The sequence below is a fragment of the Paraburkholderia sp. DHOC27 genome, assembly GCF_003429005.1.
Lineage (GTDB): Bacteria > Pseudomonadota > Gammaproteobacteria > Burkholderiales > Burkholderiaceae > Paraburkholderia.
On the sequence record NZ_QVQV01000001.1, the window covers coordinates 1,063,998 to 1,084,805 of the forward strand.

The 20,808-nt window shown below is 58.5% G+C and carries 21 protein-coding genes; 13 read left to right on the forward strand and 8 right to left on the reverse strand.

Going from position 1 to position 20,808, the window contains the following annotated elements; genetic code table 11:
• Positions 1 to 11: 11 nt before the first annotated feature.
• The 5 genes from D0B32_RS04635 to D0B32_RS04655 all read left to right on the forward strand — a co-directional run bounded on the left by D0B32_RS04635 (position 12) and on the right by D0B32_RS04655 (position 5,107).
• Positions 12 to 914, forward strand: coding sequence for an intradiol ring-cleavage dioxygenase (locus D0B32_RS04635; protein ID WP_117332475.1), 903 nt, complete (start codon positions 12 to 14; stop codon positions 912 to 914).
• 36 nt (positions 915 to 950) lie between these two features.
• Positions 951 to 2,027, forward strand: a complete 1,077-nt coding sequence (locus D0B32_RS04640; RefSeq protein ID WP_117332476.1) for a maleylacetate reductase — start codon at positions 951 to 953, stop codon at positions 2,025 to 2,027.
• Positions 2,028 to 2,067: 40 nt separating this feature from the next.
• A complete protein-coding gene (locus tag D0B32_RS04645) occupies positions 2,068 to 3,096 on the forward strand; it encodes a ketopantoate reductase family protein (RefSeq protein WP_117332477.1) in 1,029 nt (342 codons plus the stop codon).
• A gap of 81 nt (positions 3,097 to 3,177) precedes the next feature.
• Entirely contained in the window at positions 3,178 to 4,224 is a 1,047-nt protein-coding gene (locus D0B32_RS04650; RefSeq protein ID WP_117332478.1) for a ketopantoate reductase family protein, read from the forward strand.
• Positions 4,225 to 4,312: 88 nt separating this feature from the next.
• Entirely contained in the window at positions 4,313 to 5,107 is a 795-nt protein-coding gene (locus tag D0B32_RS04655) for an SDR family NAD(P)-dependent oxidoreductase (protein WP_117332479.1), read from the forward strand.
• 116 nt (positions 5,108 to 5,223) lie between these two features.
• Here the strand turns inward: D0B32_RS04655 and D0B32_RS04660 are convergent, their stop codons facing one another.
• Entirely contained in the window at positions 5,224 to 6,297 is a 1,074-nt protein-coding gene (locus tag D0B32_RS04660) for a zinc-binding dehydrogenase (RefSeq protein ID WP_117332480.1), read from the reverse strand.
• A gap of 227 nt (positions 6,298 to 6,524) precedes the next feature.
• Between D0B32_RS04660 and D0B32_RS04665 the strand changes: the two genes are divergently transcribed.
• Positions 6,525 to 7,439, forward strand: a complete 915-nt coding sequence (locus D0B32_RS04665; RefSeq protein ID WP_117332481.1) for a LysR family transcriptional regulator — start codon at positions 6,525 to 6,527, stop codon at positions 7,437 to 7,439.
• A gap of 25 nt (positions 7,440 to 7,464) precedes the next feature.
• On the opposite strand, the gene D0B32_RS04670 is transcribed toward D0B32_RS04665, so the two are convergent.
• The 5 genes from D0B32_RS04670 to D0B32_RS04690 form a co-directional block, all read right to left on the reverse strand.
• A complete protein-coding gene (locus D0B32_RS04670; protein ID WP_117332482.1) occupies positions 7,465 to 8,370 on the reverse strand; it encodes an SDR family NAD(P)-dependent oxidoreductase in 906 nt (301 codons plus the stop codon).
• Positions 8,371 to 8,454: 84 nt separating this feature from the next.
• Positions 8,455 to 9,432, reverse strand: coding sequence for an ABC transporter permease (locus tag D0B32_RS04675; protein WP_117332483.1), 978 nt, complete (start codon positions 9,430 to 9,432; stop codon positions 8,455 to 8,457).
• A gap of 23 nt (positions 9,433 to 9,455) precedes the next feature.
• Positions 9,456 to 10,931, reverse strand: coding sequence for a sugar ABC transporter ATP-binding protein (locus tag D0B32_RS04680; protein ID WP_220444897.1), 1,476 nt, complete (start codon positions 10,929 to 10,931; stop codon positions 9,456 to 9,458).
• Between the two features lie 44 nt (positions 10,932 to 10,975).
• Complete coding sequence (locus D0B32_RS04685; protein WP_117332485.1) at positions 10,976 to 11,989, reverse strand: ABC transporter permease; 1,014 nt, start codon at positions 11,987 to 11,989, stop codon at positions 10,976 to 10,978.
• Between the two features lie 50 nt (positions 11,990 to 12,039).
• Positions 12,040 to 13,146, reverse strand: coding sequence for a sugar ABC transporter substrate-binding protein (locus D0B32_RS04690; protein ID WP_117332486.1), 1,107 nt, complete (start codon positions 13,144 to 13,146; stop codon positions 12,040 to 12,042).
• A gap of 423 nt (positions 13,147 to 13,569) precedes the next feature.
• On the opposite strand from D0B32_RS04690, the gene D0B32_RS04695 reads away from it, so the two are divergent.
• From D0B32_RS04695 to D0B32_RS04725, 7 genes are all read left to right on the forward strand, one after another.
• On the forward strand, positions 13,570 to 13,875 hold the full coding sequence (locus D0B32_RS04695) for a Dabb family protein (RefSeq protein WP_117332487.1): 306 nt from the start codon (positions 13,570 to 13,572) through the stop codon (positions 13,873 to 13,875).
• A 90-nt stretch (positions 13,876 to 13,965) separates the two neighbouring features.
• Positions 13,966 to 15,165 carry a metabolite traffic protein EboE gene (gene eboE, locus D0B32_RS04700; RefSeq protein ID WP_181969711.1) on the forward strand — a complete coding sequence of 400 codons (1,200 nt, stop codon included), beginning with the start codon at positions 13,966 to 13,968 and terminating at the stop codon, positions 15,163 to 15,165.
• A gap of 45 nt (positions 15,166 to 15,210) precedes the next feature.
• Positions 15,211 to 16,035 carry a 3-keto-5-aminohexanoate cleavage protein gene (locus tag D0B32_RS04705; RefSeq protein WP_117332488.1) on the forward strand — a complete coding sequence of 275 codons (825 nt, stop codon included), beginning with the start codon at positions 15,211 to 15,213 and terminating at the stop codon, positions 16,033 to 16,035.
• Between the two features lie 338 nt (positions 16,036 to 16,373).
• Positions 16,374 to 16,757, forward strand: a complete 384-nt coding sequence (locus tag D0B32_RS04710) for a MarR family winged helix-turn-helix transcriptional regulator (RefSeq protein WP_259294873.1) — start codon at positions 16,374 to 16,376, stop codon at positions 16,755 to 16,757.
• A 183-nt stretch (positions 16,758 to 16,940) separates the two neighbouring features.
• On the forward strand, positions 16,941 to 17,381 hold the full coding sequence (locus D0B32_RS04715) for a tautomerase family protein (RefSeq protein ID WP_117332490.1): 441 nt from the start codon (positions 16,941 to 16,943) through the stop codon (positions 17,379 to 17,381).
• Positions 17,382 to 17,537: 156 nt separating this feature from the next.
• Positions 17,538 to 18,065: a TetR/AcrR family transcriptional regulator gene (locus D0B32_RS04720; protein ID WP_220444898.1), complete on the forward strand. Its 528-nt coding sequence runs from the start codon at positions 17,538 to 17,540 to the stop codon at positions 18,063 to 18,065.
• 70 nt (positions 18,066 to 18,135) lie between these two features.
• Positions 18,136 to 18,972 carry an oxidoreductase gene (locus D0B32_RS04725; RefSeq protein WP_259294874.1) on the forward strand — a complete coding sequence of 279 codons (837 nt, stop codon included), beginning with the start codon at positions 18,136 to 18,138 and terminating at the stop codon, positions 18,970 to 18,972.
• 59 nt (positions 18,973 to 19,031) lie between these two features.
• Here D0B32_RS04725 and D0B32_RS04730 read toward each other — a convergent pair whose 3' ends face one another.
• Positions 19,032 to 19,349: a DUF4148 domain-containing protein gene (locus D0B32_RS04730; RefSeq protein WP_117332493.1), complete on the reverse strand. Its 318-nt coding sequence runs from the start codon at positions 19,347 to 19,349 to the stop codon at positions 19,032 to 19,034.
• 83 nt (positions 19,350 to 19,432) lie between these two features.
• On the reverse strand, positions 19,433 to 20,806 hold the full coding sequence (locus tag D0B32_RS04735; RefSeq protein WP_117332494.1) for an NAD-dependent succinate-semialdehyde dehydrogenase: 1,374 nt from the start codon (positions 20,804 to 20,806) through the stop codon (positions 19,433 to 19,435).
• Positions 20,807 to 20,808: the final 2 nt, after the last annotated feature.

Here is a 20,808-nt window from a genome sequence, read left to right on the forward strand (position 1 = left end):
CGGAGAGCGGGATGAAAAATATCGACGAAAACACCATTACGCAAGCAGTCATTGCTGCGATGCGTGATGGCGGCAACGCGAGACTTCGCAAGGTGATGAACAGTCTCGTGCAACACCTGCACGCGTTCGCGCGAGAAGTGGAACTGACCGAAGACGAATGGGATCAGGCAATCCGCTTTTTGACCGCCGTCGGCCATATCACCGATGACAAGCGCCAGGAATTCATTCTGCTCTCGGACGTACTGGGTCTCTCGACACTCGTGACCGCGCAGAACCACCGCAAACCGGCAGGATGCACCGAAGCTACTGTGTTCGGGCCTTTCTTCGTCGACGACGCCCCGGCGTACCAGAGCGGAGACGATATCGCCAATGGCGCGTCTGGATCGCCGTGTTTCGTGACGGGCAGAGTGCTGAGCGTCGACGGCTCGCCGGTTGCGTCCGCACGGATCGATGTCTGGCAGTCGGACGAGGAGGGTTTCTACGATGTGCAGCGACCGCCCGAGTCTGCCGCGACGGCTGAACACCGGGCGCGTGGCTGGCTGCGTGCCGCGCACGATGGCAGTTTCCACTTTCGCTCGATCCTGGCTGAGGCTTACCCGATTCCACACGACGGGCCCGTGGGTCAACTGCTCGAAGCGCTCGGCCGTCATCCCTGGCGTCCTGCGCACCTGCATTTCATGATTACCGCGCCAGGATACGAGAAACTGGTGACGCACATTTTCCGCGACGGTGATCAATACCTCGACTCGGACGCTGTGTTCGGCGTACGCACATCACTGATCGCTCCGTGGATCAGGCACGAGCCCGGCGTGGCGCCCGACGGCACTGTGATGGACGAGGTCTTTTACAGCTTGCAATACGACTTCGTCCTGAATCCTGCCGACGCTACCCACCAACACGCCCGCAATGGATGAACGCCATTACGACGCGCTCCCATGCCGAGAGATGCCATGAATTCGCTTGATTTCGTCTATACCGGGCGCGCTTCGCGGGTCGTCTTTGGAGACGGCGCGCTGACTCACCTCGAACGGGAAGTGCTCGCACTCGATGCGAGGCGCGCGCTCGTCATCTGTAGCCCTGAGCAGCGGGAGACGGGGCAGGACATTGCTGCACGCCTCGGCGCGCGATGCGCAGGGCTGTTCGATCGCGCCGTGATGCATGTACCCGTGGAGCTGGCACGCGAAGCGCTGGGCGTCGCGCGAAACCTCGAAGCAGATTGCGCGGTCGTGGTGGGCGGTGGATCGGCCATTGGATTGGGCAAGGCCATTGCACTCGAATCCGATCTGCCGATTCTCGCCATTCCGACCACGTATTCAGGTAGCGAGATGACGCCGATCTACGGCATCACGGATGCCGGGTTGAAGCGAACCGGCACCGATGTGCGGGTCTTGCCCAAGACTGTCATCTACGACCCTGCGCTCAGCGCCTCGTTGCCGGTGGCGTTGTCTGTCACGAGCGGGATCAACGCGATCGCACACGCGGCGGAAGGGCTTTATGCGCGCGACCGTAACCCGGTGACGAGTCTGATGGCCGAGGAGGGCATTCGCGCGATGGCGGAAGCCTTGCGCGGGATCGTCGCCAATCCCGCCGACGTGACGGCACGCTCCACGGGTCTTTACGGTTCCTGGTTGTGCGGCACGGTGCTCGGCACGGTGGGCATGGCGCTGCACCACAAGTTGTGTCACACGCTGGGCGGTAGCTTCGATCTGCCGCACTCGCCCACGCATACGGTTATCTTGCAGCATGCGCTCGCTTACAACAGGAACGCTGCGCCCGAAGCGATGCAGCGTATCGCGAGAGCACTCGGCGCGACTGATGCCGCCGTGGGTATGTACGAGTTCGGGAAAGCGATTGGCGCGCCGCTTTCTCTAAAGGAAATCGGCATGCGTGAGGACGACCTCGAGCGCGCCGCCGAAATTGCCAGCGCCAATCCGTACTGGAACCCTCAGCCTGTCGACGGCGCCAGAATCAGAAGCCTGTTGCAGGATGCCTTCGATGGTGTCCCGCCCCGCATGTGGGATGTCTGACGTGACATCTGAATCCATCTAACTTCAAGGAGACCTTGAAATGTCCGACCTCAAAATCGCAATGCTGGGCACCGGCGCACAGGGCGCTTCCATCGGTGCAGACCTGATCCTCGCCGGCCTGGATGTGACCTTCATCGAGCAATGGCCCGATCATGTCGAAGCCATGCGCCGCGATGGTATTACCGTCAACATGCCTGCTCGATCCTTCAACACGAAGGTGAAGGCGCTGCATCTGTGTCAGGTCGCCGAACTTCGTGAGATGTTCGACGTGGTGTTCGTCGTGACGAAGGCGTACGACACCACCTGGTCGTGCCAGTTGATCGAGCCGTACCTCAAACCGGACGGGCTGGTCGTGGGCTTGCAAAACGGCATGTCGATCGATGCAATCGCAAGTGTGGTCGGCCCGCATCGAACGATGGGCGCCGTGATCGAGATTGCGTCGAACATGTTCATTCCCGGCATCACGAACCGGCAGAACGATCACGACACGTCGTGGTTCGCTGTGGGCGGCTATGACGCTTCGACACAGGACCGCGCCGAATCGATTGCCGAGATTCTGCGTCATACCGGAACGGTCGAAGTGACCAACGATATCCGCTCGTCGAAGTGGATGAAGCTGGTGGTCAATGCCGCCGAACTCGTGCCGTCCGCGATTCTCAATCTACCGCTCGCCGCCGCCGCGCGCGTACCGGGCATGCTGGATTTCATGCGCCACGCCGGTTATGAAGCCATTCATGCAGCCGTGGAGAGCGGTAGCCGGATCGTGCCGATCTTCGGTATGTCAAACGTGGACACGTCGCGTCCGGAGAAAGTGGTGGACGATCTGTTCGCCGAAGTGCTGAAAACTTTCTCGATGGAAGACACCTTGACCACCACGTTGCAGGACTGGCGCAAGGGCCGTCGAGGTGAAACCGATGACGTCAATGGTTACGTGGTGAAGTGTCAGGCAAAGCTGGGCAAGTTTGCGCCGGTCAATCAGCGCACGGTCGAGGTTGCGCGGCAGATCGAACTGGGCAAGCTCAAGGCCGATCCTTCCAACATCGACCGGCTGCTCGACGTTCTTAAGTAAGAGTCGCTTTGGTCAGCTTGCCGGGCACTTGCGGGCACCCAACAAGACACGCAGATGAGGGCATATGACGGGAGTTGAAAATTGACCGGTCCTCGTGTTGCCGTATTGGGTTGTGGTGCCAACGGCGCGACCATTGCAGCCGACCTGACACGCGCGGGCCACGATGTCGTGTTGATCGACCAGTGGCCCGCGCACGTCGAAGCCATGCGTACCCATGGCATCACTCAGGTGATGCGCGAACAGACGCTGGTGACGAAGGTGCGTGCCTTCAATCTTTGTGACGTGTGCACCTTCACAGGTCAGTTCGACATCGTTTTGCTTTCCTGCAAAGCCTACGATACGCGCTGGCATAGCCAGCTTATCGAGCCTTATCTCGCACCTGAGGGTTTGCTCGCCGGCGTACAAAACGGTATGACCATTGAGGCGATTAGCGATGTCGTAGGCTCGCATCGAAGCATGGGGGCGGTGATCGAGATTTCGTCGACGATGTTCGATCCGGGCATCGTCCGCCGCGATTCACCGCCGGAGCGCTCGTGGTTTGCAGTGGGTTCGACGTGCGAGGAAACCTGCGGACGCGAATCAGAGGTTGCGTCGCTCTTGAGCGAAGTGGGCAAGGCAGAAATCGTGGACGATATCCGCGCCACCAAATGGATGAAACTCGTCAGCAACGCGACGACGCTCGTCACAACGGCAATTCTGGGGCTTCCCATGCAGGAAGCGATGCACTTTCCCGGTATGCGTGAACTGATGCTTAGATCTGGGCAGGAAGCGCTAGACGCGGGTGTGCTGCAAGGCTATGACGTGCTGCCCATTTTCGGCTTGAAACCGCCAGATGTTGAAGATCGCGAGCATCTGGTTGAAAAACTGCTCGACACGTTAATGGGCGGTTTCGTTCTGCCTGAGACGACAACCACCGTGCTGCAGGACTGGACGAAGGGACGGCGCAGCGAAGTGGACGACCTGAACGGACTCGTCGTGAATCGCCTCGAACGCGCGGGGAAGCGCGCTCCTGTGAATCGGGCGATCGTTGAGGTCGCGCATCGAATCGAGCGTCGCCAGCTCACACCGGACGTGGGCAATCTGCCTCGTCTGCTTGCGCTCATTGAGTCGCTCATCAAGTCCCATTAGCCGCCTCTCGTGCCGTTAGACGGGTTGTGCGCTGCTTAAGACGGCTTGATCGAGTTGAATTTTGTGGATTGACAAGGGACACACACAGATGAAAATCGATCTGACGGGTAAAACCGCCGTGGTCAGTGCCTCGACCGCAGGCATCGGTTTCGCCGTTGCATCCGGCCTCGCCGCGTGCGGCGCAGAAGCGGTGATCAACGGTCGCACGCAGGAAGCCGTAGACCGTGCCATTGGCAGAATCCGCGAAGACGTGCCGAACGCGCGTGTGCGAGGATTTGCGAGCGATCTTGGCACGCGCGAGGGCTGCGATGCGCTTGCTAGCGCGATTCCGGACGCCGACATACTCGTGAACAACCTGGGATTCTTTGCCCCCGGCGATATATTTGGCACCGAAGACGAAGAATGGGAGCGTTATTTCCAGATCAATGTGATGTCGGGGGTACGCCTGACGCGCGCTTATTTGCGTGGAATGATCGAACGCAAATGGGGGCGCGTGATTTTCATCTCGTCGGAGTCGGGACTGAACATACCGGGCGACATGCTCGCGTATGGATTCTCCAAGACCTCGCAGATCAGCATCGCCCGAGGCGTGGCCAAGTTTGCCGCTGGCACAGGTGTGACGGTCAACTCGGTGCTGCCGGGTCCGACGCTCTCAGACGGCATTCGCGACATGCTGAAAGAATCCGCGGCGGCGGCAGGCAAGTCGATCGAGCAGACGCTCGATGATTTCGTGCTGGCTACGCGTGGCTCCTCCATTCTCCGCCGCGCAACGAGTACGGAAGAGGTCGCGAATATGGTGGTGTATGCCTGCTCTAAACAGGCCTCGGCGACAACCGGCGCTGCGTTGAGAGTCGATGGCGGTGTGGTCGAATCTATCGGCTGATGGTCTTGCCGGGTCTTTAGTGAGGCTGGTGAGGCTAGTGAAGCGAGCCGCGGGCGATCCTCAGAGAGGATCACCATCCTGCTAGCCGCGGATCGCGTGAATCGTTACATCTGGAGTTAGTCCGCGACGTTCACGAGAATCTTGAGATGATTGCCGGCCGGGTCCAGCAAGGCTTCGAATCCATCGCGCACTACGTTTTCCATCTTGATCTGCGCGGTAGCAACTTTCTCCACCGGCAGGACGCCGCTTTCAATCATGGAGGCGACACGCGGGAAGCTATACGTCGGAAAGCACCAGGTTGCCTCGACGGTGATGTCTTTGAGCGCCCATTTCATCGCATCGACCGTGGCCGGTGAGGAGTGGAGACCCGCCTGCACCACCACGCCTTGTGGCCGCACCGCGTCAACGCAGGTATTGAGCGACTTCTCGAGCCCCACGCATTCAATTGCGGAATCCACGCCCACGCCTTCCTCGGTCTGATCGCGAATCGCTTCGAGCAGGTTGGTCTTCGAAGGGTCGATCGTGATGCACTCGGGAACCAGTTCAGCGGCTTTCCTGAGACGATTCGGATTGACCTCGGCAACGAAGATCTTCGATGCGCCCGCAGCGCGTGCACCGAGTAGCGCTAACGCGCCGATCGGACCAAGCCCGGAGATCAGAACCGTTGAGCCCATCGTGACGCGCCCGCGATCAAGCGCGTAGAGCGATACCGCAGAGGGCTCGAGCATCGCGGCTTGCGCATCGGTCAACTTCTTCGGAACCGGAATCGCGTTGTATCCCTTGACCACCGCTTGCTGGCCCATGCCACCCCACTTCCACGACAAACCAATGCAGGCCTGACACGGGCTGAGATGGAAGAGTCCACGGCGGCCAAAGTAGTCGTTGCGGGGCGAGACGAGTGGTTGTACGGAAACCCGATCGCCGGGCGCGACGTGCTTTACGTCACGCCCCACGTCCATCACTTCCGCTGAGAACTCGTGCCCAAGAATCTGCGGAAGCGTGGCACCGCTATAAGCATGAGGTGTCTTGGGTGTAACGATCGGGCCGCCAATGTATTCGTGCAGGTCGGTGCCGCAGATTCCACATACGAGTGGACGTACGAGGACGTCATCGTCGGCGAGCGGTCTTGTTGGTGCGTCTACCTCTTCCACACGGATGTCGCGTTTGCCGTGAAATCGAACTGCTTTCATGTCTCTCCTCCAGAAGTAAGCTCTAGTGTGATAAGCGGACGAGCAGGCCGTGTCGACCCATAATCGGTAAATGGCTAACTAAGGATGTGGTGATCGGAAAATTCGGGAAGGCCCTGTTGGTTAGCGTGCATTGCTACGATCTACTAATGGTATATTGCATGTATCAACACCGCGAGCCATTGGCTCGGAAATAACATTTCCCCCAATCGGAAGAATTGAGGAGACACATGGATCGTTGGACGCAACTGGAGTTGCTCGTGAAGACGGCCGAACTAGGTAGCTTGAGCCGCGCGGCGCAAGCACTAGGCATGTCGAATCCGGCTGCTACACGATATCTGTCCAGCCTTGAAGACAGGTTGGGTGTGCGACTTGTGGAACGCAGTACGCGCAGGCTGTTTTTCACGGAGATCGGTCGTGAATACGTGGAGCGTACCAAGGCCATTTTGCAGGAGGCCAAGGAAGCCGACTCCGCAGCGCAGGCCAGCAACGTCAATCCCACCGGCACCTTGCGCGTATCGGCATCGCTCTCGTTTAGCATCCTGCACATCGCCCCCATCATTCCAGAGTACTCACGCCTTTATCCCGAGGTGTCGGTGTATGTCGAAACGGCAAACCGTTATCTCGACATGATCGACAACAGTATCGACCTCGCCATTCGCACGCGCGAATTCGAGAATGACTCTTCCATTACCGTGCGCCGGCTCGCGGTAACACGTCGAATCCTTACCGCATCCCCCGAATATCTGCGCCGGCGTGGAGCGCCAGATTTGCCCGATCAGCTCACGGAGCACAAGATCCTCAACTACGTCCTCTCGAAGAACTATCGGGAGCTGAAGTTTTCACGCGGCGCCGAGACATCCACCGTAGTCGTCGACGGCATGCTCGAATCCAACGACGGCCAGGTGTTGCGTACGGCCGCGCTGCGTGGACTCGGCATACTCGTGCAGCCGAAGTACATCGTGTACGACGACATCATGGCGGGACGACTTGTACCGGTACTGGATGACTGGGATTTGCCCCGGCTCACCATCAACCTCGCCTATCCGAGCAGAAAACACCTCTCTGCCAAGGTGCGCACGTTCATTGATCTGTTGATCAGGACGTTTCGCGAGAATGACTACGAGCGCCTCTGGACTGCGTAGGCAGCGTTGGCCGGGGCGTGTCAGGTCACGAAAAAATCACGCCGCCATTCACGTTCAACGCTTCGCCCGTGATATACGCGCCTTCTTCAGACGACAGATAGACGATTGCCGCGGCAATGTCTTCCGGGCGACCGAGGCGACCCAGCGGAATGCTGTCCTTCACATGCTGTACCTGCGCCTCGAAGCTGATGCCGCGCAATACGGCTTCTTCGCGCATCGCCTTCTTCAACATCTCGGTTTCGGTATTTCCCGGGCAAACCGTGTTCGCGCGCACACCGAACGGTGCCATTTCAAGTGCGAGCGCTTCGGTCATGCGCATGACCGCCGCTTTGGTCGCGCAGTACACCGCGAAATTGGCGAAGCCCTGTTTGGCGTACCACGAGCCGATGTTGATAATGGAGCCACTCTTTTGCTCGCGCATCACACGTGCAGCGGCGCGGCTGCCATTGAACACACCGCGAAAATTCACGTTGTAGATGCGGTCGAATTCACTGTCCGGTGTATCGGCGACGAGCATCATGGTCTGCACCACCGCCGCGTTGTTGACGATGATATCGAGTGCCCCGTGCTTTCGAGCGACTGAATCGACCAGCGCGTTCACCGACTCGCTGTCCACGACGTTGACCTCAGCGGCGGAAACCTCGCAGTCCGAAACCGCTCGACGAACCTCGTTGATGGTCTCCTCGCATGAACTCAGATCGGCCGCGACGACTTTTGCCCCTTCCTGTGCGAGCCGAAGCACGATGCCTCGCCCCACGCCTCGTGCTGCTCCCGTTACGATTGCGACCTTTCCATTCAATCTCTTCGAACTCACAATGTGTCTCCTCTTCAATCGGGTTAGGACGTGCTGTTCATGCGTTGTATTGCGCGGTGCGTTACCACTTGTCGGAATCGTAAATACACTCTCCCCGTGAGCGCCAGAACACGACACGCCAGAGACAGGATTTCAAGCTCCGCACACACCGGGCCAAGGTATGGTTTGCTGCTTCAGAACGCATCATGATTTCGCTCCCCGCTATTTGACGATGCCGATCTTTGCGCGATCTGTCGTCAGCATCACGGCAATCAACGCCATGACGCCGAACACGATGTTTTGCGTAGTGGGTGCGATTCCAACCATGACCGTAATGACCCGCAACCAGGCGGTGATGATTCCGCCCACCAGTGCAGCGCCAATGCCGCCCACGCCACCCGAGATTGCGGTGCCACCGAGCACCACGCCCACGATGGACAGCAGCAGGAGATTGCCCGCAATGCCAGGCGAGCTGAAGCCAGTGATCGAGCTGAGCAGGACGCCACCAATCCCGGCGCAAAACGCCGACAACGCGAAGATCAGGCAACGGACGCGGATCGTATTGACGCCCGACATGATGGCGGTGCGCTCACCCGCACCCAGCGCATACAGGTCACGTCCGAAGCGCGTATAGCGCAGCACGAGGGCAAGTATCGCCATGATGCCCAACACCACGATGATCGAGTTCGGTACCAGCCCGGAGCTTTGCGAGACCCATCCCACGAGGGCATCGTCGTCGGGAATCGGCAAGGCGGTTGCGTTTGACAACAGCAGGCCTAGCCCCGTGAGAATGCTGAGTGTGGCGAGCGTGGTGATGAAAGAAGGGAGTTGCAGCTTGGCGTGTACGTAGCCTTGCAGCGCGCCGAACAGAAATGCGCCTAACAGAACCACCGGCGTCGTCCACGGGCCAAAGAGCGGATGCAGGTTGACGATCAGCACGCCAACCAGCGCGGCGATGCCGGCTACTGAAAGATCGATGCTGCCGGCGAGGATGGGCAGGGTACTGCCCACCACGAGAATCAGCAGCGGCGCGGCGTCGGTAAAGAAATTGGATAGTCCACCTGAAGAAAGTACACCAGGCGCGAAGATGGAGCTGCCGGCAACCAGCAGAACCAGAACGAGCAATGGTACGAGCGCGCGTCCCTGGTCTGCATATTTGAAAATTCCTGCACCCGTACCCGCAGATTTGGTGATAGCCATGAGTCGATACTCCGTATGTTCGTCTACACCATCGCCCGGACGATGTCTTCCTGACTGGGCAGGTTCCCTTGCCGCAGATCGTAGGAGCCCGTGATACGCCCATCCTTCAGCACGATGACTCGATCAGCGAGTTCAAGCACTTCTTCGCTGGTGTCCGCAACGAACAGGATGGACATGCCGTTTTGCGCCTGTTCCCTGATCGCTTCGAAGAGGTCGTCGCGGGCACCGGGATCGAGGCCGCGGCTCGGATGATCGAGGAGAAGCAGCTTGAGCTTCTTCGACATCAACCATTTGCCGAGCACGACTTTTTGCTGGTTGCCGCCGCTCAGGCGTTCGATGCGGTCTTTGCCAGAGGTGGACTTGACCTTGAGGCGGCTCATCCACTGGCTCGCAGCTGCGCGCTCAGCGCGGTTGTTCACAAAGAAGCGGCTACGGCCGTATTCCATGCCATAGGTGATGACCATGTTCTGAAACAAGGTGCGCCCGGCAAGCATGCCTTCCAGTCGACGGTTCGAAGGAAGGTAGGCGATCCCATTGCGGACCGCTTCGCGCGGATTGAGAGCCAGCGCCGGAACATTGTCGAGGACGATTTCTCCGGATGATGAATCGCCCGCGCCGAACAGAGTCCGGCATAGCTCTTCGGCCCCGGAACCCTGCACACCGACCAGCCCGACGATTTCGCCACTGGCCACGTCGAGGTCGAAATTCTTGAGCTTCTTGCCGTCACCGAGTTTTCTGATTTTCAGGCGCGGTGCCGCTGGTTGCTGCTCCGCTTCAGGAACCGACACCTTCCGTTCGTGCAACTCACGTTCATGGCCGACCATCAATTTGTAGAGACCATCGCGGTCGAGCGTGGCGACCTGTTCATCGGCAACCTTGACGCCATTGGTCATCACGATGACGCGATCCGAAATCTCGAGGATCTCGTCCAGCCGGTGCGAGATGAAGACGATCGAGGCACGGCTCCTGAGACGCTGGATCTCTCTAAACAGGATCTTGATCTCGTCGGGGTTCAGAACCGAGGTCGGCTCGTCGAAAAGAATGATGGGGGGATGATCCACCAGTTCTTCGATGGCAAGCACCTTCGCCAGTTCGACCTGCTGACGCTCCGCGAAACTCAACTCCTCGACGGGAACGTCGGGCCGGATGTTGACGCCGATCTTTTCGAGTTGAGCGCGTGCCGCGGCGAACAGCGCGTTCCAGCGATACAGACCGCCGCGCGTTGCCCGATTCGGTTTGTCGATAAAGATGTTCTCGGCGACAGTCAGGTTAGGAACGAGCGATTGCTCCTGGTGGACCATGCCGATGCCAAGCGAGGTTGCCATCGCGGCAGAGCGGATCTGCACGGGCTTGCCGCGCAGCATCATTTCACCGGAGTCCGGCGCCTGCAATCCAGCCAGTATCTTCATCAAGGTGGATTTTCCGGAGCCATTCTGACCCACCAGCCCCAGCACTTCCCCCGCGCGCAACTCGAGAGAGAAGTTGTCGAGCGCAATCACCTGACCAAACCGCTTGTTCAGATTCTTCAGTTCAAGGATGGCACTCATTTCACGACCCTCAGCTTGCGGCGCAGGTGGTAGCTCGTCAGGCTGACTGCGACGAGGATGACCGCACCACTGAAAATGTTGCGGGAGTACGGACCGGCGCCGATCTGGATCAGGCCGTTTCCAAGCACTTCGAGGATGAGCGCGCCAAGTGCTGACTGAAGCGCGCCACCACGGCCGCCACTTAGCAGGGTTCCGCCCACGACAGCGGCGCTGATTGCGGGGAAAAGCTGTCCCGCGCCGATGTCCGCATTGCCATTGCCGAGCTGACCGGAGAGCAGAATCCCGGCTAGAGCGGCAATGCCACCGGAGATGACGAAGGCGATGAATTTGTAGCGTTTGACGGGGATGCCGGAAGCGACAACGATTCCCTCATCGCCGCCGATTGCATAGATCATTCGACCCACGCGTGTGTACTTGAGAACGGCATGAGCGGCAGCGATGACACCCAGCGCGATAAAGACGTTCAGACTCAGCCCGGCGATATGCACGGAGGTGAGCCCGAGCACGAGCGGTTCATGGATGGTGGGAACCCGGTCCGGAAACAGCACCGCTGCCACACCCAGACCGATGAACCACGTGCCGAGCGTGACGATCAGCGAAGGCGTTTTCCCGACGACATGCAGGACGCCATTCAGTGCGCCGAATGCCACTCCGACGAGGATGGCAATGCAGATGCCACCCAACCCGAAGTTGTTTCCATTGATACCGTTCGCCACCAGCAGCGAGAGCGTCATGCTCGCTGCGGCGATGATGCCTTGCACGGAGAGATCGATGGCGCCAAGCAGAATCACGAAACTGATACCCACCGCCAGAATGGCGGGTACGGCTGCCGCTTCCAGTATCGACTTGAAGTTTCCGATGCTGACAAAACTGCCGGTCGTTATCTGGAAGGCGAAGATCATCAGGAAGAGAGCGATCAACGGCCCCATGTTCTGAAGCGTCTTCAACGGTAAGGATCGGCTTCTACCCAGGGTCACCCCCTGGCTGCCCACGCTATGCGACTTTGACATGATCTCTCCAACAACTGTTTAGGCTTGTCCGACTACCTTATCTGGCAGCCTCATTTAGCCGCATTCACGCCAACCGGGATCTGACCGCCCGAGTACTGCCAAAAATCTTTCTTCATGTCCGCGTAGGTGTACTTCGGCGAGTTCGCCTTCAGTTCGAGGTAGTGATCGACGTTGTCCTTGGTGACAACCTGCTGCTTCAGATAGAAGTCGCGCTGTGCCTTGGTCAGCTTGTCCGGCTGAATGTCGCCGACCGCTGCGGCATGCGCGAGAGCGCTGCTTACTGCGCCTTGCAGGACCGCATCGTTCCAGACCGTTGCCAGCATGTCGCCGCTCTTCACCATGTCCAGACCGACTTTGGAGCCATCGGAGCCGGTCACGAGCACCTTGCCGTTCAGTTGCTTCTCGCGCAACGCGGCGACCGCACCACGCGCCATCGCGTCGTTGGAGGCAAAGATGCCGTTCAGCGAGTCGCCGTAGCGGGCGAGCCATGTGCGCGTAATCGTTTGAGCTTTGGTTTCCTGCCAGTCACCTACCTGCGTGTCGACCAGCTTCATGCCCGGGCATTCCGCGAGCGCTTTCTTCAAACCTTCCATGCGCTGAAAGGCGGGCGGCGTGGACGGTACGCCTTCAATCGCCGCAATCTGGCCTTTGCCGCCGAGTGCCGTGCATAGCGCCTTGGCCTGCATGTAGCCCGATTCGACGCCATCGAAGGAGGTGTGCGCCACCCATTTGCCGTCACCCGTGTCCCACGGATGCAGGTTCTCTGGACGGTTCCAGATGGTGACGGTGTAGACGCCGGCCTTGGCAGAGCGGTCCACGACCGCTTTCACATACGCGTTGGAGGTTGCGTCGACGACCAGCGAACAGCCGGAGCAACCACCCGCGTAGATGGCACCGAGTTGCGCCAGCAACTGGTCGCCCTGGTAATTGTCGGCGATCACCGTGGACTTCGTTCCCATAGACTGGGCGATGTCATCGACGCCGCGAATGTATTCCGCCCAGTATTCCGATGCGGTTTCGTCGATGCCTGCAATCAGCTTCCCGGCAGGCGGGGCGGCAAGCGCCGTGGGGACGTTGAACAGCATGCCGGTCATGAAGGCGGTAACGGAAAGAACCGCCGAAAGTGATTTCAAGCCAGGCTGGCTACGTGATGTCATGCTTGTCTCCGTGTTAGTTATCCGCGAACTCGGTTATTCGCTGGCAAGGGTCTTCAGCTGGGAAGCTGGAATCTCTCGTTTGTACGAACAGTATGAGAGGTTCTGCAGGCCTGAGGAACAATAGTTTCGCGCTGTGGAATTGAGAAGAGAGCACGCCTTAATTGAGTTTTCCACCCACTGGAAAAATCATACGGGTTAGCCCGAAGAAGAGCGGGCGAAAGACGCTCAAAACCCATCCACACGGTACGTACAGTCACTTTTCCACGCAGCGGAAATTACATTTCCTTCCACTCACGCTATCGGCGGTCAATCGCGAGCCTTATAGTCACCGACACCAGGCGCGTGGCGGAGGTAGCTGTCGTGACGTGAGAATCAATGGGTGTTGCCACGGCCAATGACAGAGTGGGATGTATAAGGCAAAACATGATCAAACATATCGTCATGTGGCAGATCAGCGGATCTTCGAACGAAGAGAGAGCGCGCTCGATGGATCTGGTCAAGCGCGCATTCGAATCGTTGAATGGAAAGATACCCGGCATGCGAATGCTCGAAATCGGCATTGATACGAGCCGGGTCGACTATGCATGCGACGTCGTGCTCTATTCGGAATTCGATTCAGCCGAAGCATTGTCGAGTTATGCGAATCATCCTGAACACCTGAAGGTAAGGGAGATGGTCGGGGGCGTTCGCATCGCAAGGCATCAGGTCGACTATCACACCGCAGCCTGACTTTGATCAGGCAGTAAAGCGGGCATCGTGGCGTGCGCGCGAGACGCAGGCACCGCAAGCGATGCGCTATTTGTATTCAGGAGATATTTGATGGACATCGGTAACAGGCTTGGACACCTTTCCTACTCGACCCTCGTGCATCCGGGCGATAACTGGGCGCAGATTCGCGAGAGCATTCACAAGTATTTGCCTGAAGTGAAGAAGCGTGTTTCGCCGAATGCGCCATTTGGCGTGTCGATCCGGCTCGCGGCTGCGACGGCTGCGGAACTGGTGAGCAACAGCAAGGAGCGCGACGACATCAAACGCTTCTTCAAGGAGAACGACCTCTACGTGTACACGGCCAATGCCTTTGTGTACGGTAGCTTCAAGAACACGCTGGTGAAAGAACAGGTGTACGAGCCCGACTGGCATTCGGAAGAGCGGCTGCAATACACGAAGAACGTCGCCGATATTCTCGCCGACCTCGCACCCGCCGGCGTTGCACCTTCCATTCAGACTGCGCCGCTCGCTTTTCGTCCGAAGGTCAAGACGCCTGAATATCTGGCGACGATGACGCGCAACCTGTTGCGAATGGTTGCGCACCTCGCCGACCTGGAGAGTCGAACGGGCCGTCGCGTCACACTCGCGATCGAACCCGAACCCGCCTGCTATCTGGAAACAACGGACGATGTCGTGACGTACTTCCAGGAGCATCTCTATTCGGGCGCGGCGGCGCGTCAACTGGCAGAAATCAGTGGGATGCCGGTTTCCGAGGCGATTGGCGCGTTGCGGCGATATGTGGGGATTGTCTATGACATTTGCCATCAGGCAGTCGAGTACGAGGATATTCGCGCGTCGTTGAACCGGCTCGTCGATGCCGGCGTGCCGATTTTCAAGCTGCAGGAGGCGTCTGCGGTTCGGGTCGCCGAGGTGACGCAAGAGGTCGTGGACGGCCTCAAGAAATTCGCCGACACCATCTATCTGACGCAGACAACCGAAAAGAAGGACGGAAAGATCACGCAGTATCTGAATCTCGAGGACGCATTCAAAGCGTGGGAAAAGGATCCGGGACCGCGCGAATGGCGAATTCATTTCCACGTTCCGGTGTTTCTCGAAGAACTGGGCTTGCTCGGCACAACGCGTTTTGCGATCGAAGACGCGTTGGCGCTGCACCGTGAGCTTCCCTTGTCGACGCATCTCGAGATCGAAACCTACACGTGGGATGTGTTGCCGAATCACCTCAAAACTGGCGACATTGTCGACTACGTGTCTCGTGAACTCGATTGGGTAAAGTCGAAACTGTTCGACTGAAACTGGACCCGACCGTCGCTAGCGGCTACTCAGGAGTAGACGAATATGAATTCGGTTTGCATCATCAATACCTTGATTCCGTATTTCAATGAGGAAGGCGACGAGATACCTCAAGGCAGTGCCGCCGAATTCGGAACGCTGTTAAAGGCGCTGCTCGAACAGGGCGCGAGTGTTCTAAACCTGGGACCCGTCGCGCACAAACTGCGAACGGAGGAGAGCGTCGCTCAGCTGGTGCGGATCATTCGCGACGTTAGACAGACTTACCCGGAAGCGATCTTTCAGCTTGCCGCACGCAATCTGGCTGAGCTGGATATCTTGCTGAAGCAATTTCACATGCTGATGCCTGACATCGTGTCGGTGCCGCTGGATATTTTCTGCGATGAAGCGGCAACCGGCTCATTGCGCGATTTCGCCAGCGCGCTGCGTAGTTCTGGCTCGAGAATGGCACTAGACGTGCATGATCTTTCGATGGTTTTCCGTGCTGTGAGACTGCAACACGACGGTCTGCTGGACGGGCCGCTGCGCATCAATCTGCATTTCGATCAGGAGCGCGGCGTGCCACCTGACCGGCATGCCTTCACCTTTTTCGTGCAGACGCTCAGACGGCTCGCGCCTGAGGCGACGTGGTCGGGATTCGGCGGCAGAAAATGCGAACTCGAACTGGCGCGCTGGTCGATGGAAATGGGCGGGCATTGCAGGGCAATCGAAACGCACGGGCAAACCGGGGCGAGCGCGCACGCAGCGCGTGAGACGCCGATCCTCTCGAAAGTCATACAGCTTTGCAAGGAGTACGGGCGGCGGCCGGCATCGCCCGGAGAGGCGAGGCATGTGCTTTCGCTGGACAGTGCGACGCATACGTCGCTGGTGTAGCGGGGCTTGCTGTTTCGGCTCTCCCGCGTGCGTCTTGATATAGAAAAACGCTCAATCACAACTGCGGCAACCCGCCGTCCGTACAGCGTGGCGGGATTCAAACTGCCCGGCGGCCGCATGAGTCGCAGCCATGTGTCGCTTCCAGAAGGCGTCCGCCCACATCACTCCCACGCTTGCCCGCACGGTGGCAAAGTGTCCTATACTGATGTAGCTGCATCTAATTTCATCCACTTCTGTCCGTTTGCTGGTTTTTTTGCTCGCTGGGCAGGGGCTTGTTATCGGCGCCAGGAATGTTCACAGACTGCTATTGCACCCAATTCCGACGTTCGGCGAACGCCTTGACCAGCGTATACGACGAGGCCCTACGCCCAATCGGGCTGAAAATCACGCAGTTTTCGCTGCTGAGGGCGCTTGAGCGTCTGGAAGCCGCAACGTACACGGAAGTTGCCGCCGAAGTGGCGCTAGACAAGACAACGATCTCGCGCAATCTAAAGATCCTGATTGATTCAGGTTGGGTGGTGGTTTCAGCAGACGAAGACGCCCGCTACAAAGTGGCGCAGCTGAGCCCTGCTGGAAAAAAATTGCTGCGCCGCGCCGAGCCGCACTGGGAAGTGGCGCAGAAGAAGGTCGAGAGCGAAGTTCAGCGTTTCATGAAGGGGCCGGCGAACAAACGTCTCCTCGAAGCCCTCGAGTCCTTGCAACAAGCTGGCACTACTGTCTAGGTTAATCTGTAGTCACCGGGTAAACACCTGTTACCCGGCAGCTTCGTCGCCAATAAGATGTACCTACAACTACATCGAACTGAAGCTGCAATCGTATGTAAGTTATCAGCACATCGAGCGCCGCAGGTCGTCTGCATAGTTGCATATACATCAAATGTCATTGTTTCGAGCTAGGAGTCGTCCATGCCTACTTACGTCGTTTCTGCTGCCGCCGGGCGCTTTTCTGAAGACGAAAAGCTTAAGATCGCGCAGGCCATCACGCGCTCACACAACGAGGCGACCGGTGCTCAAGGCTTTTTTGCGCAGGTGATATTCAACGAAGTCGGTGCCGGCAATCATTTCATTGGCGGCGCCCCGCTGCGAGCGGACCAGATTTTTGTTCACGGCCACATCCGGGCAGGGCGCCCTGATGACCGAAAACGCTTGCTTCTGGCGAGGATCGTCGACGCCGTGGTGGAAATCACTTCCGCGGAGCGACGCTTTGTCTGGGCATATATCTCCGAAATTCCGCCACTTCAGATGATTGAATACGGTTGCGAATTGCCGCTGCCGGGGCAGGAAAACAACTGGCTTGAGAGTCTCGCCGAGGCTGACAGGGATTATCTTCTGAGCCTTGGACGATAAGTCTCGCCTCCGGAAGAGACGGCGCTTCCCTACACGAAGGTTAGTTTGGCATCGCAAAAATGCTGTTGACCGACTAGGCACTCTCTAATACTATCCGTGTTCGATTGGAGAGTGCGTGTGGCCAGACCCCGAAGTGAAGAGCGTAGAGATGCCATCATGGCGGCTGCGACGCGCGTCATCGCGTACCAGGGGCTCGGCGCGCCTACTGCGACCATTGCAAAAGAGGCCGGGGTTTCGAACGGGTCGCTTTTCACCTATTTCAGCACGAAGGCCGAGTTGCTGAATGCCCTTTATATCGAACTGAAGGGCGAAATGGGTTCGGCTGCGCTTTACGGTGTGCCGGTGAACAGTGACATGCGCACCCAGATGTTGCAGGTATGGCGAAACTGGCTTCATTGGACCGTCTCTTCACCCGAAAAGCGCCTGGCGCTGAAACACCTGTGCGTGTCGCCGGATATCACACCGCAAACACGCGAGACGGGTATTCAGTTGACGGCCGGTATCGCCACGTACATCGAGCGTTGTCGCATGAATGGTCCAATGCGGGACGAACCGCTGGAGTTCGTCGGTTCCCTGATCAACTCGATGGCCGAGGCGACGATCGATTTTATGGTCGCCGATCCAGTCAACGCCGAGCATCACTCCATGTCAGCTTTTGCGGCTATCTGGCGCGCGATCGCATAAATTTTTCGCCAATAATGACTGAGCAGTCAATCGTCTAAAAACAACGCTTTTCGTCAATACCTCAACACCATTGGAGTGGCAGAGCATGAACGTTAACGACAGACCCGTCGCGCTTGTTACCGGAGCCTCGTCTGGCATGGGCAAGGACTTCGCCTTGCGTCTGATCCACGAGGGCTACACGGTTTATGGCGCCGCGCGGCGGGTCGAGCGCATGAAGGAGATCGTCATGGCGGGTGGGCTGACCCTGGCGCTGGACGTAACCGATGATCAGTCTATGGTGGATGCGGTGGCCCGCATCATCAACGAGCAAGGGCGCATCGACGTGCTCATCAACAACGCGGGATACGGCCAGTTCGGCGCATTGGAAGAGGTTCCCATTGCAGAGGGGCGCCGGCAGATCGAGACCAATCTCATGGGTGTGGCGCGCCTCACGCAACTGTGCCTGCCGCATATGCGCGAGCAGGGTGGCGGCCGCATCATCAACATCTCGTCAATTGGCGGAAAGCTGGCTACGCCGCTCGGTAGCTGGTATCACGCCTCGAAATACGCGCTGGAGGGGCTCTCCGATTCATTGCGAAACGAGGTGCGCGCTTTCGGCATTAGCGTGGTCGTGATCGAACCAGGCGGTGTCGAGTCCGAGTGGTCCCAGATCGCCACCGGCGAGGCAATGAGGTACTCCGCGCACGGCGCTTATGCCGGCCTCGTGCGCAGCTTCTCGAAGATGCAGGGACGACTCAAACTGCCGCCGCCAAAAGTGATCAGCGACCTCGTCGTCAAGGCACTCCGCGCAAAGCATCCCAAGGCTCGCTATCACGGTGGCCATCTTGCTGGCCCGTTGCTTTTCCTCCGTCGGCATTTGTCCGACCGCCTGTTCGATCGCCTCGTAACCCTGTCTTTAAAGCTGTGATCCGGCTCACAGCTGAGGCAATCCACGCATGCGACGCATGCTAGAACCGCAAGCGCGCCTTATTGATGTCCTTGCGTCGCGTCCGCCTCAGCCGTCGACACAACGCGGTGTCCCGTCTCCGACGTACCGCCCGCTGCGTTGTATCCGCTGGCCGATTCTTTCTGCGCTGCAACCTTTGCTTCGGCTGCGAGAATGCCTTCAGGATAAGCAGGACTGCTGCCCATCCCCATAGAGGGACGCCAGCCGACTTGTTCGAGCGCAGCCAGTTCCGCTTTCACCTGCGCCCGGGTCACGGGTTGACTGGATTGCGCGAAAGAAGCCGATGAGGCCGAAATGGCCGTTGCAAACGTGACTGCAATAAGGAAGGGCTTAAGCATTTTAAAACTCCTTTCAGGTAACGAAAAAAGATAGATGCCCTCGCTGACGCATGAAGACGCTGTCAACGAGGGCCTTGTGCAGATCAGGACTTGGCAACGAGAACGAGCTTCTGATTCACGAACTCTTTGATACCGAGTTCAGAAAGCTCGCGTCCGTATCCGGAACGCTTCACGCCGCCAAAGGGCAGTTCCGGTGCGGTGCTCGAGAACGTATTGATCCAGACGGCGCCCGTTTCAATTTTCGACGCGAGCTTCGTAGCGCGTTCGATGTCGCGCGAGAACACCACGCCGGAGAGTCCGTAGTTCGAGTCGTTGGCCAACTCGACGATCTCGTCATCGTTTTCGACCACGTAGATTTGCGCGACGGGGCCAAAGAATTCCTCGAAATACGCCGGGTTGTCGCGCGTGACGTGGGTCAGAATGGTCGGTTCAAAATAGCTGCCCGGTCGATCGACCACGTGGCCACCGTAGTGAAGCGTCGCGCCGCTCTTGATTGCGGCTTCGACCTGCTTCGCAAGACCGTCTCGCGCGCTGGCAGAAGAAAGCGGGCCGAGGGTCGTCGTTTCGTCCATTGGGTCGCCAATCCTGACCGCTTTGAACGCATCGGTGAGCTTTTCCAGAAATGCGTCGGCGACTTCTTTGCGAACGATGAACCGCTTCGCGCCGATGCATTCCTGTCCCGCAACGTGCAGGCGGGAGAACGTGCCAATCTCGACAGCCTTCTCGAGATCGCTGTCTTCCAGCACCACGAACACGTCGTTGCCGCCCATCTCCAGGGTCGATTTCTTCAGGTACTTGCCAGCCTGTGCTGCAATTGCGCTGCCGGCTCCTTCTGACCCGGTCATCGCAGCGCCTTGCACGCGCTTGTCGGCGATCAACTTCGCCACCTGGTCCGCCGTGACGAACAGGTTGGTCCACGCGCCCTTGGGCGCGCCGGCTTCAGTCACGAGTTGCTCGAATGCGCTTGCGCAGTGCGGGACGATACTGGCGTGCTTGGCGATGATGGGATTGCCCGCGGCCAGGTTTGGCGCCATGACGCGCATCAACTGATAAAACGGGAAGTTCCAGGGTTCGACGGCCAGCAGAACGCCAATGGGATGGTGTTCGATCCACGCTTCGCCCTGGTCAGTCTGGAGGCTGGTTGGTGCCAGAAATCGTTCTGCGTTTTCCGCGTAGTAGCGAGCGATTTGTGCCACGACCTGAATTTCCGCGCGACTCTCGCCGATCAGCTTGCCCATCTCCAGGGTAATGACTTTGGCCAGGTCTTCCGCACGAGCATCAATGAGGTCCGCCAGTTTCTTGAGCACCTTGAGGCGGGGCTTGATGGAACCTTTTGACCATTCGGACTTATAGAGGCGATGAGCGGCTGACAATGCCTCTTCGACCTGTGCATCGGTGTGGTTGAGGTAGGTCTTGACCAGTTCGTTGGTTGCTGGGTTGACGGTCTGATATGCCATGA

What these genes read in the sequence shown, in the direction of transcription:
- D0B32_RS04665 (WP_117332481.1), top strand. Translation starts at nt 6,525, where the DNA reads ATGGATCGTTGGACGCAACTGGAGTTGCTCGTGAAGACGGCCGAACTA.
- D0B32_RS04635 (WP_117332475.1), top strand. Translation starts at nt 12, where the DNA reads ATGAAAAATATCGACGAAAACACCATTACGCAAGCAGTCATTGCTGCG.
- D0B32_RS04645 (WP_117332477.1), top strand. Translation starts at nt 2,068, where the DNA reads ATGTCCGACCTCAAAATCGCAATGCTGGGCACCGGCGCACAGGGCGCT.
- D0B32_RS04705 (WP_117332488.1), top strand. Translation starts at nt 15,211, where the DNA reads ATGAATTCGGTTTGCATCATCAATACCTTGATTCCGTATTTCAATGAG.
- D0B32_RS04675 (WP_117332483.1), bottom strand. Translation starts at nt 9,432, where the DNA reads ATGGCTATCACCAAATCTGCGGGTACGGGTGCAGGAATTTTCAAATAT.
- eboE (WP_181969711.1), top strand. Translation starts at nt 13,966, where the DNA reads ATGGACATCGGTAACAGGCTTGGACACCTTTCCTACTCGACCCTCGTG.
- D0B32_RS04695 (WP_117332487.1), top strand. Translation starts at nt 13,570, where the DNA reads ATGATCAAACATATCGTCATGTGGCAGATCAGCGGATCTTCGAACGAA.
- D0B32_RS04655 (WP_117332479.1), top strand. Translation starts at nt 4,313, where the DNA reads ATGAAAATCGATCTGACGGGTAAAACCGCCGTGGTCAGTGCCTCGACC.
- D0B32_RS04640 (WP_117332476.1), top strand. Translation starts at nt 951, where the DNA reads ATGAATTCGCTTGATTTCGTCTATACCGGGCGCGCTTCGCGGGTCGTC.
- D0B32_RS04730 (WP_117332493.1), bottom strand. Translation starts at nt 19,349, where the DNA reads ATGCTTAAGCCCTTCCTTATTGCAGTCACGTTTGCAACGGCCATTTCG.
- D0B32_RS04715 (WP_117332490.1), top strand. Translation starts at nt 16,941, where the DNA reads ATGCCTACTTACGTCGTTTCTGCTGCCGCCGGGCGCTTTTCTGAAGAC.
- D0B32_RS04720 (WP_220444898.1), top strand. Translation starts at nt 17,538, where the DNA reads ATGGCGGCTGCGACGCGCGTCATCGCGTACCAGGGGCTCGGCGCGCCT.
- D0B32_RS04735 (WP_117332494.1), bottom strand. Translation starts at nt 20,806, where the DNA reads ATGGCATATCAGACCGTCAACCCAGCAACCAACGAACTGGTCAAGACC.
- D0B32_RS04690 (WP_117332486.1), bottom strand. Translation starts at nt 13,146, where the DNA reads ATGACATCACGTAGCCAGCCTGGCTTGAAATCACTTTCGGCGGTTCTT.
- D0B32_RS04685 (WP_117332485.1), bottom strand. Translation starts at nt 11,989, where the DNA reads ATGTCAAAGTCGCATAGCGTGGGCAGCCAGGGGGTGACCCTGGGTAGA.
- D0B32_RS04660 (WP_117332480.1), bottom strand. Translation starts at nt 6,297, where the DNA reads ATGAAAGCAGTTCGATTTCACGGCAAACGCGACATCCGTGTGGAAGAG.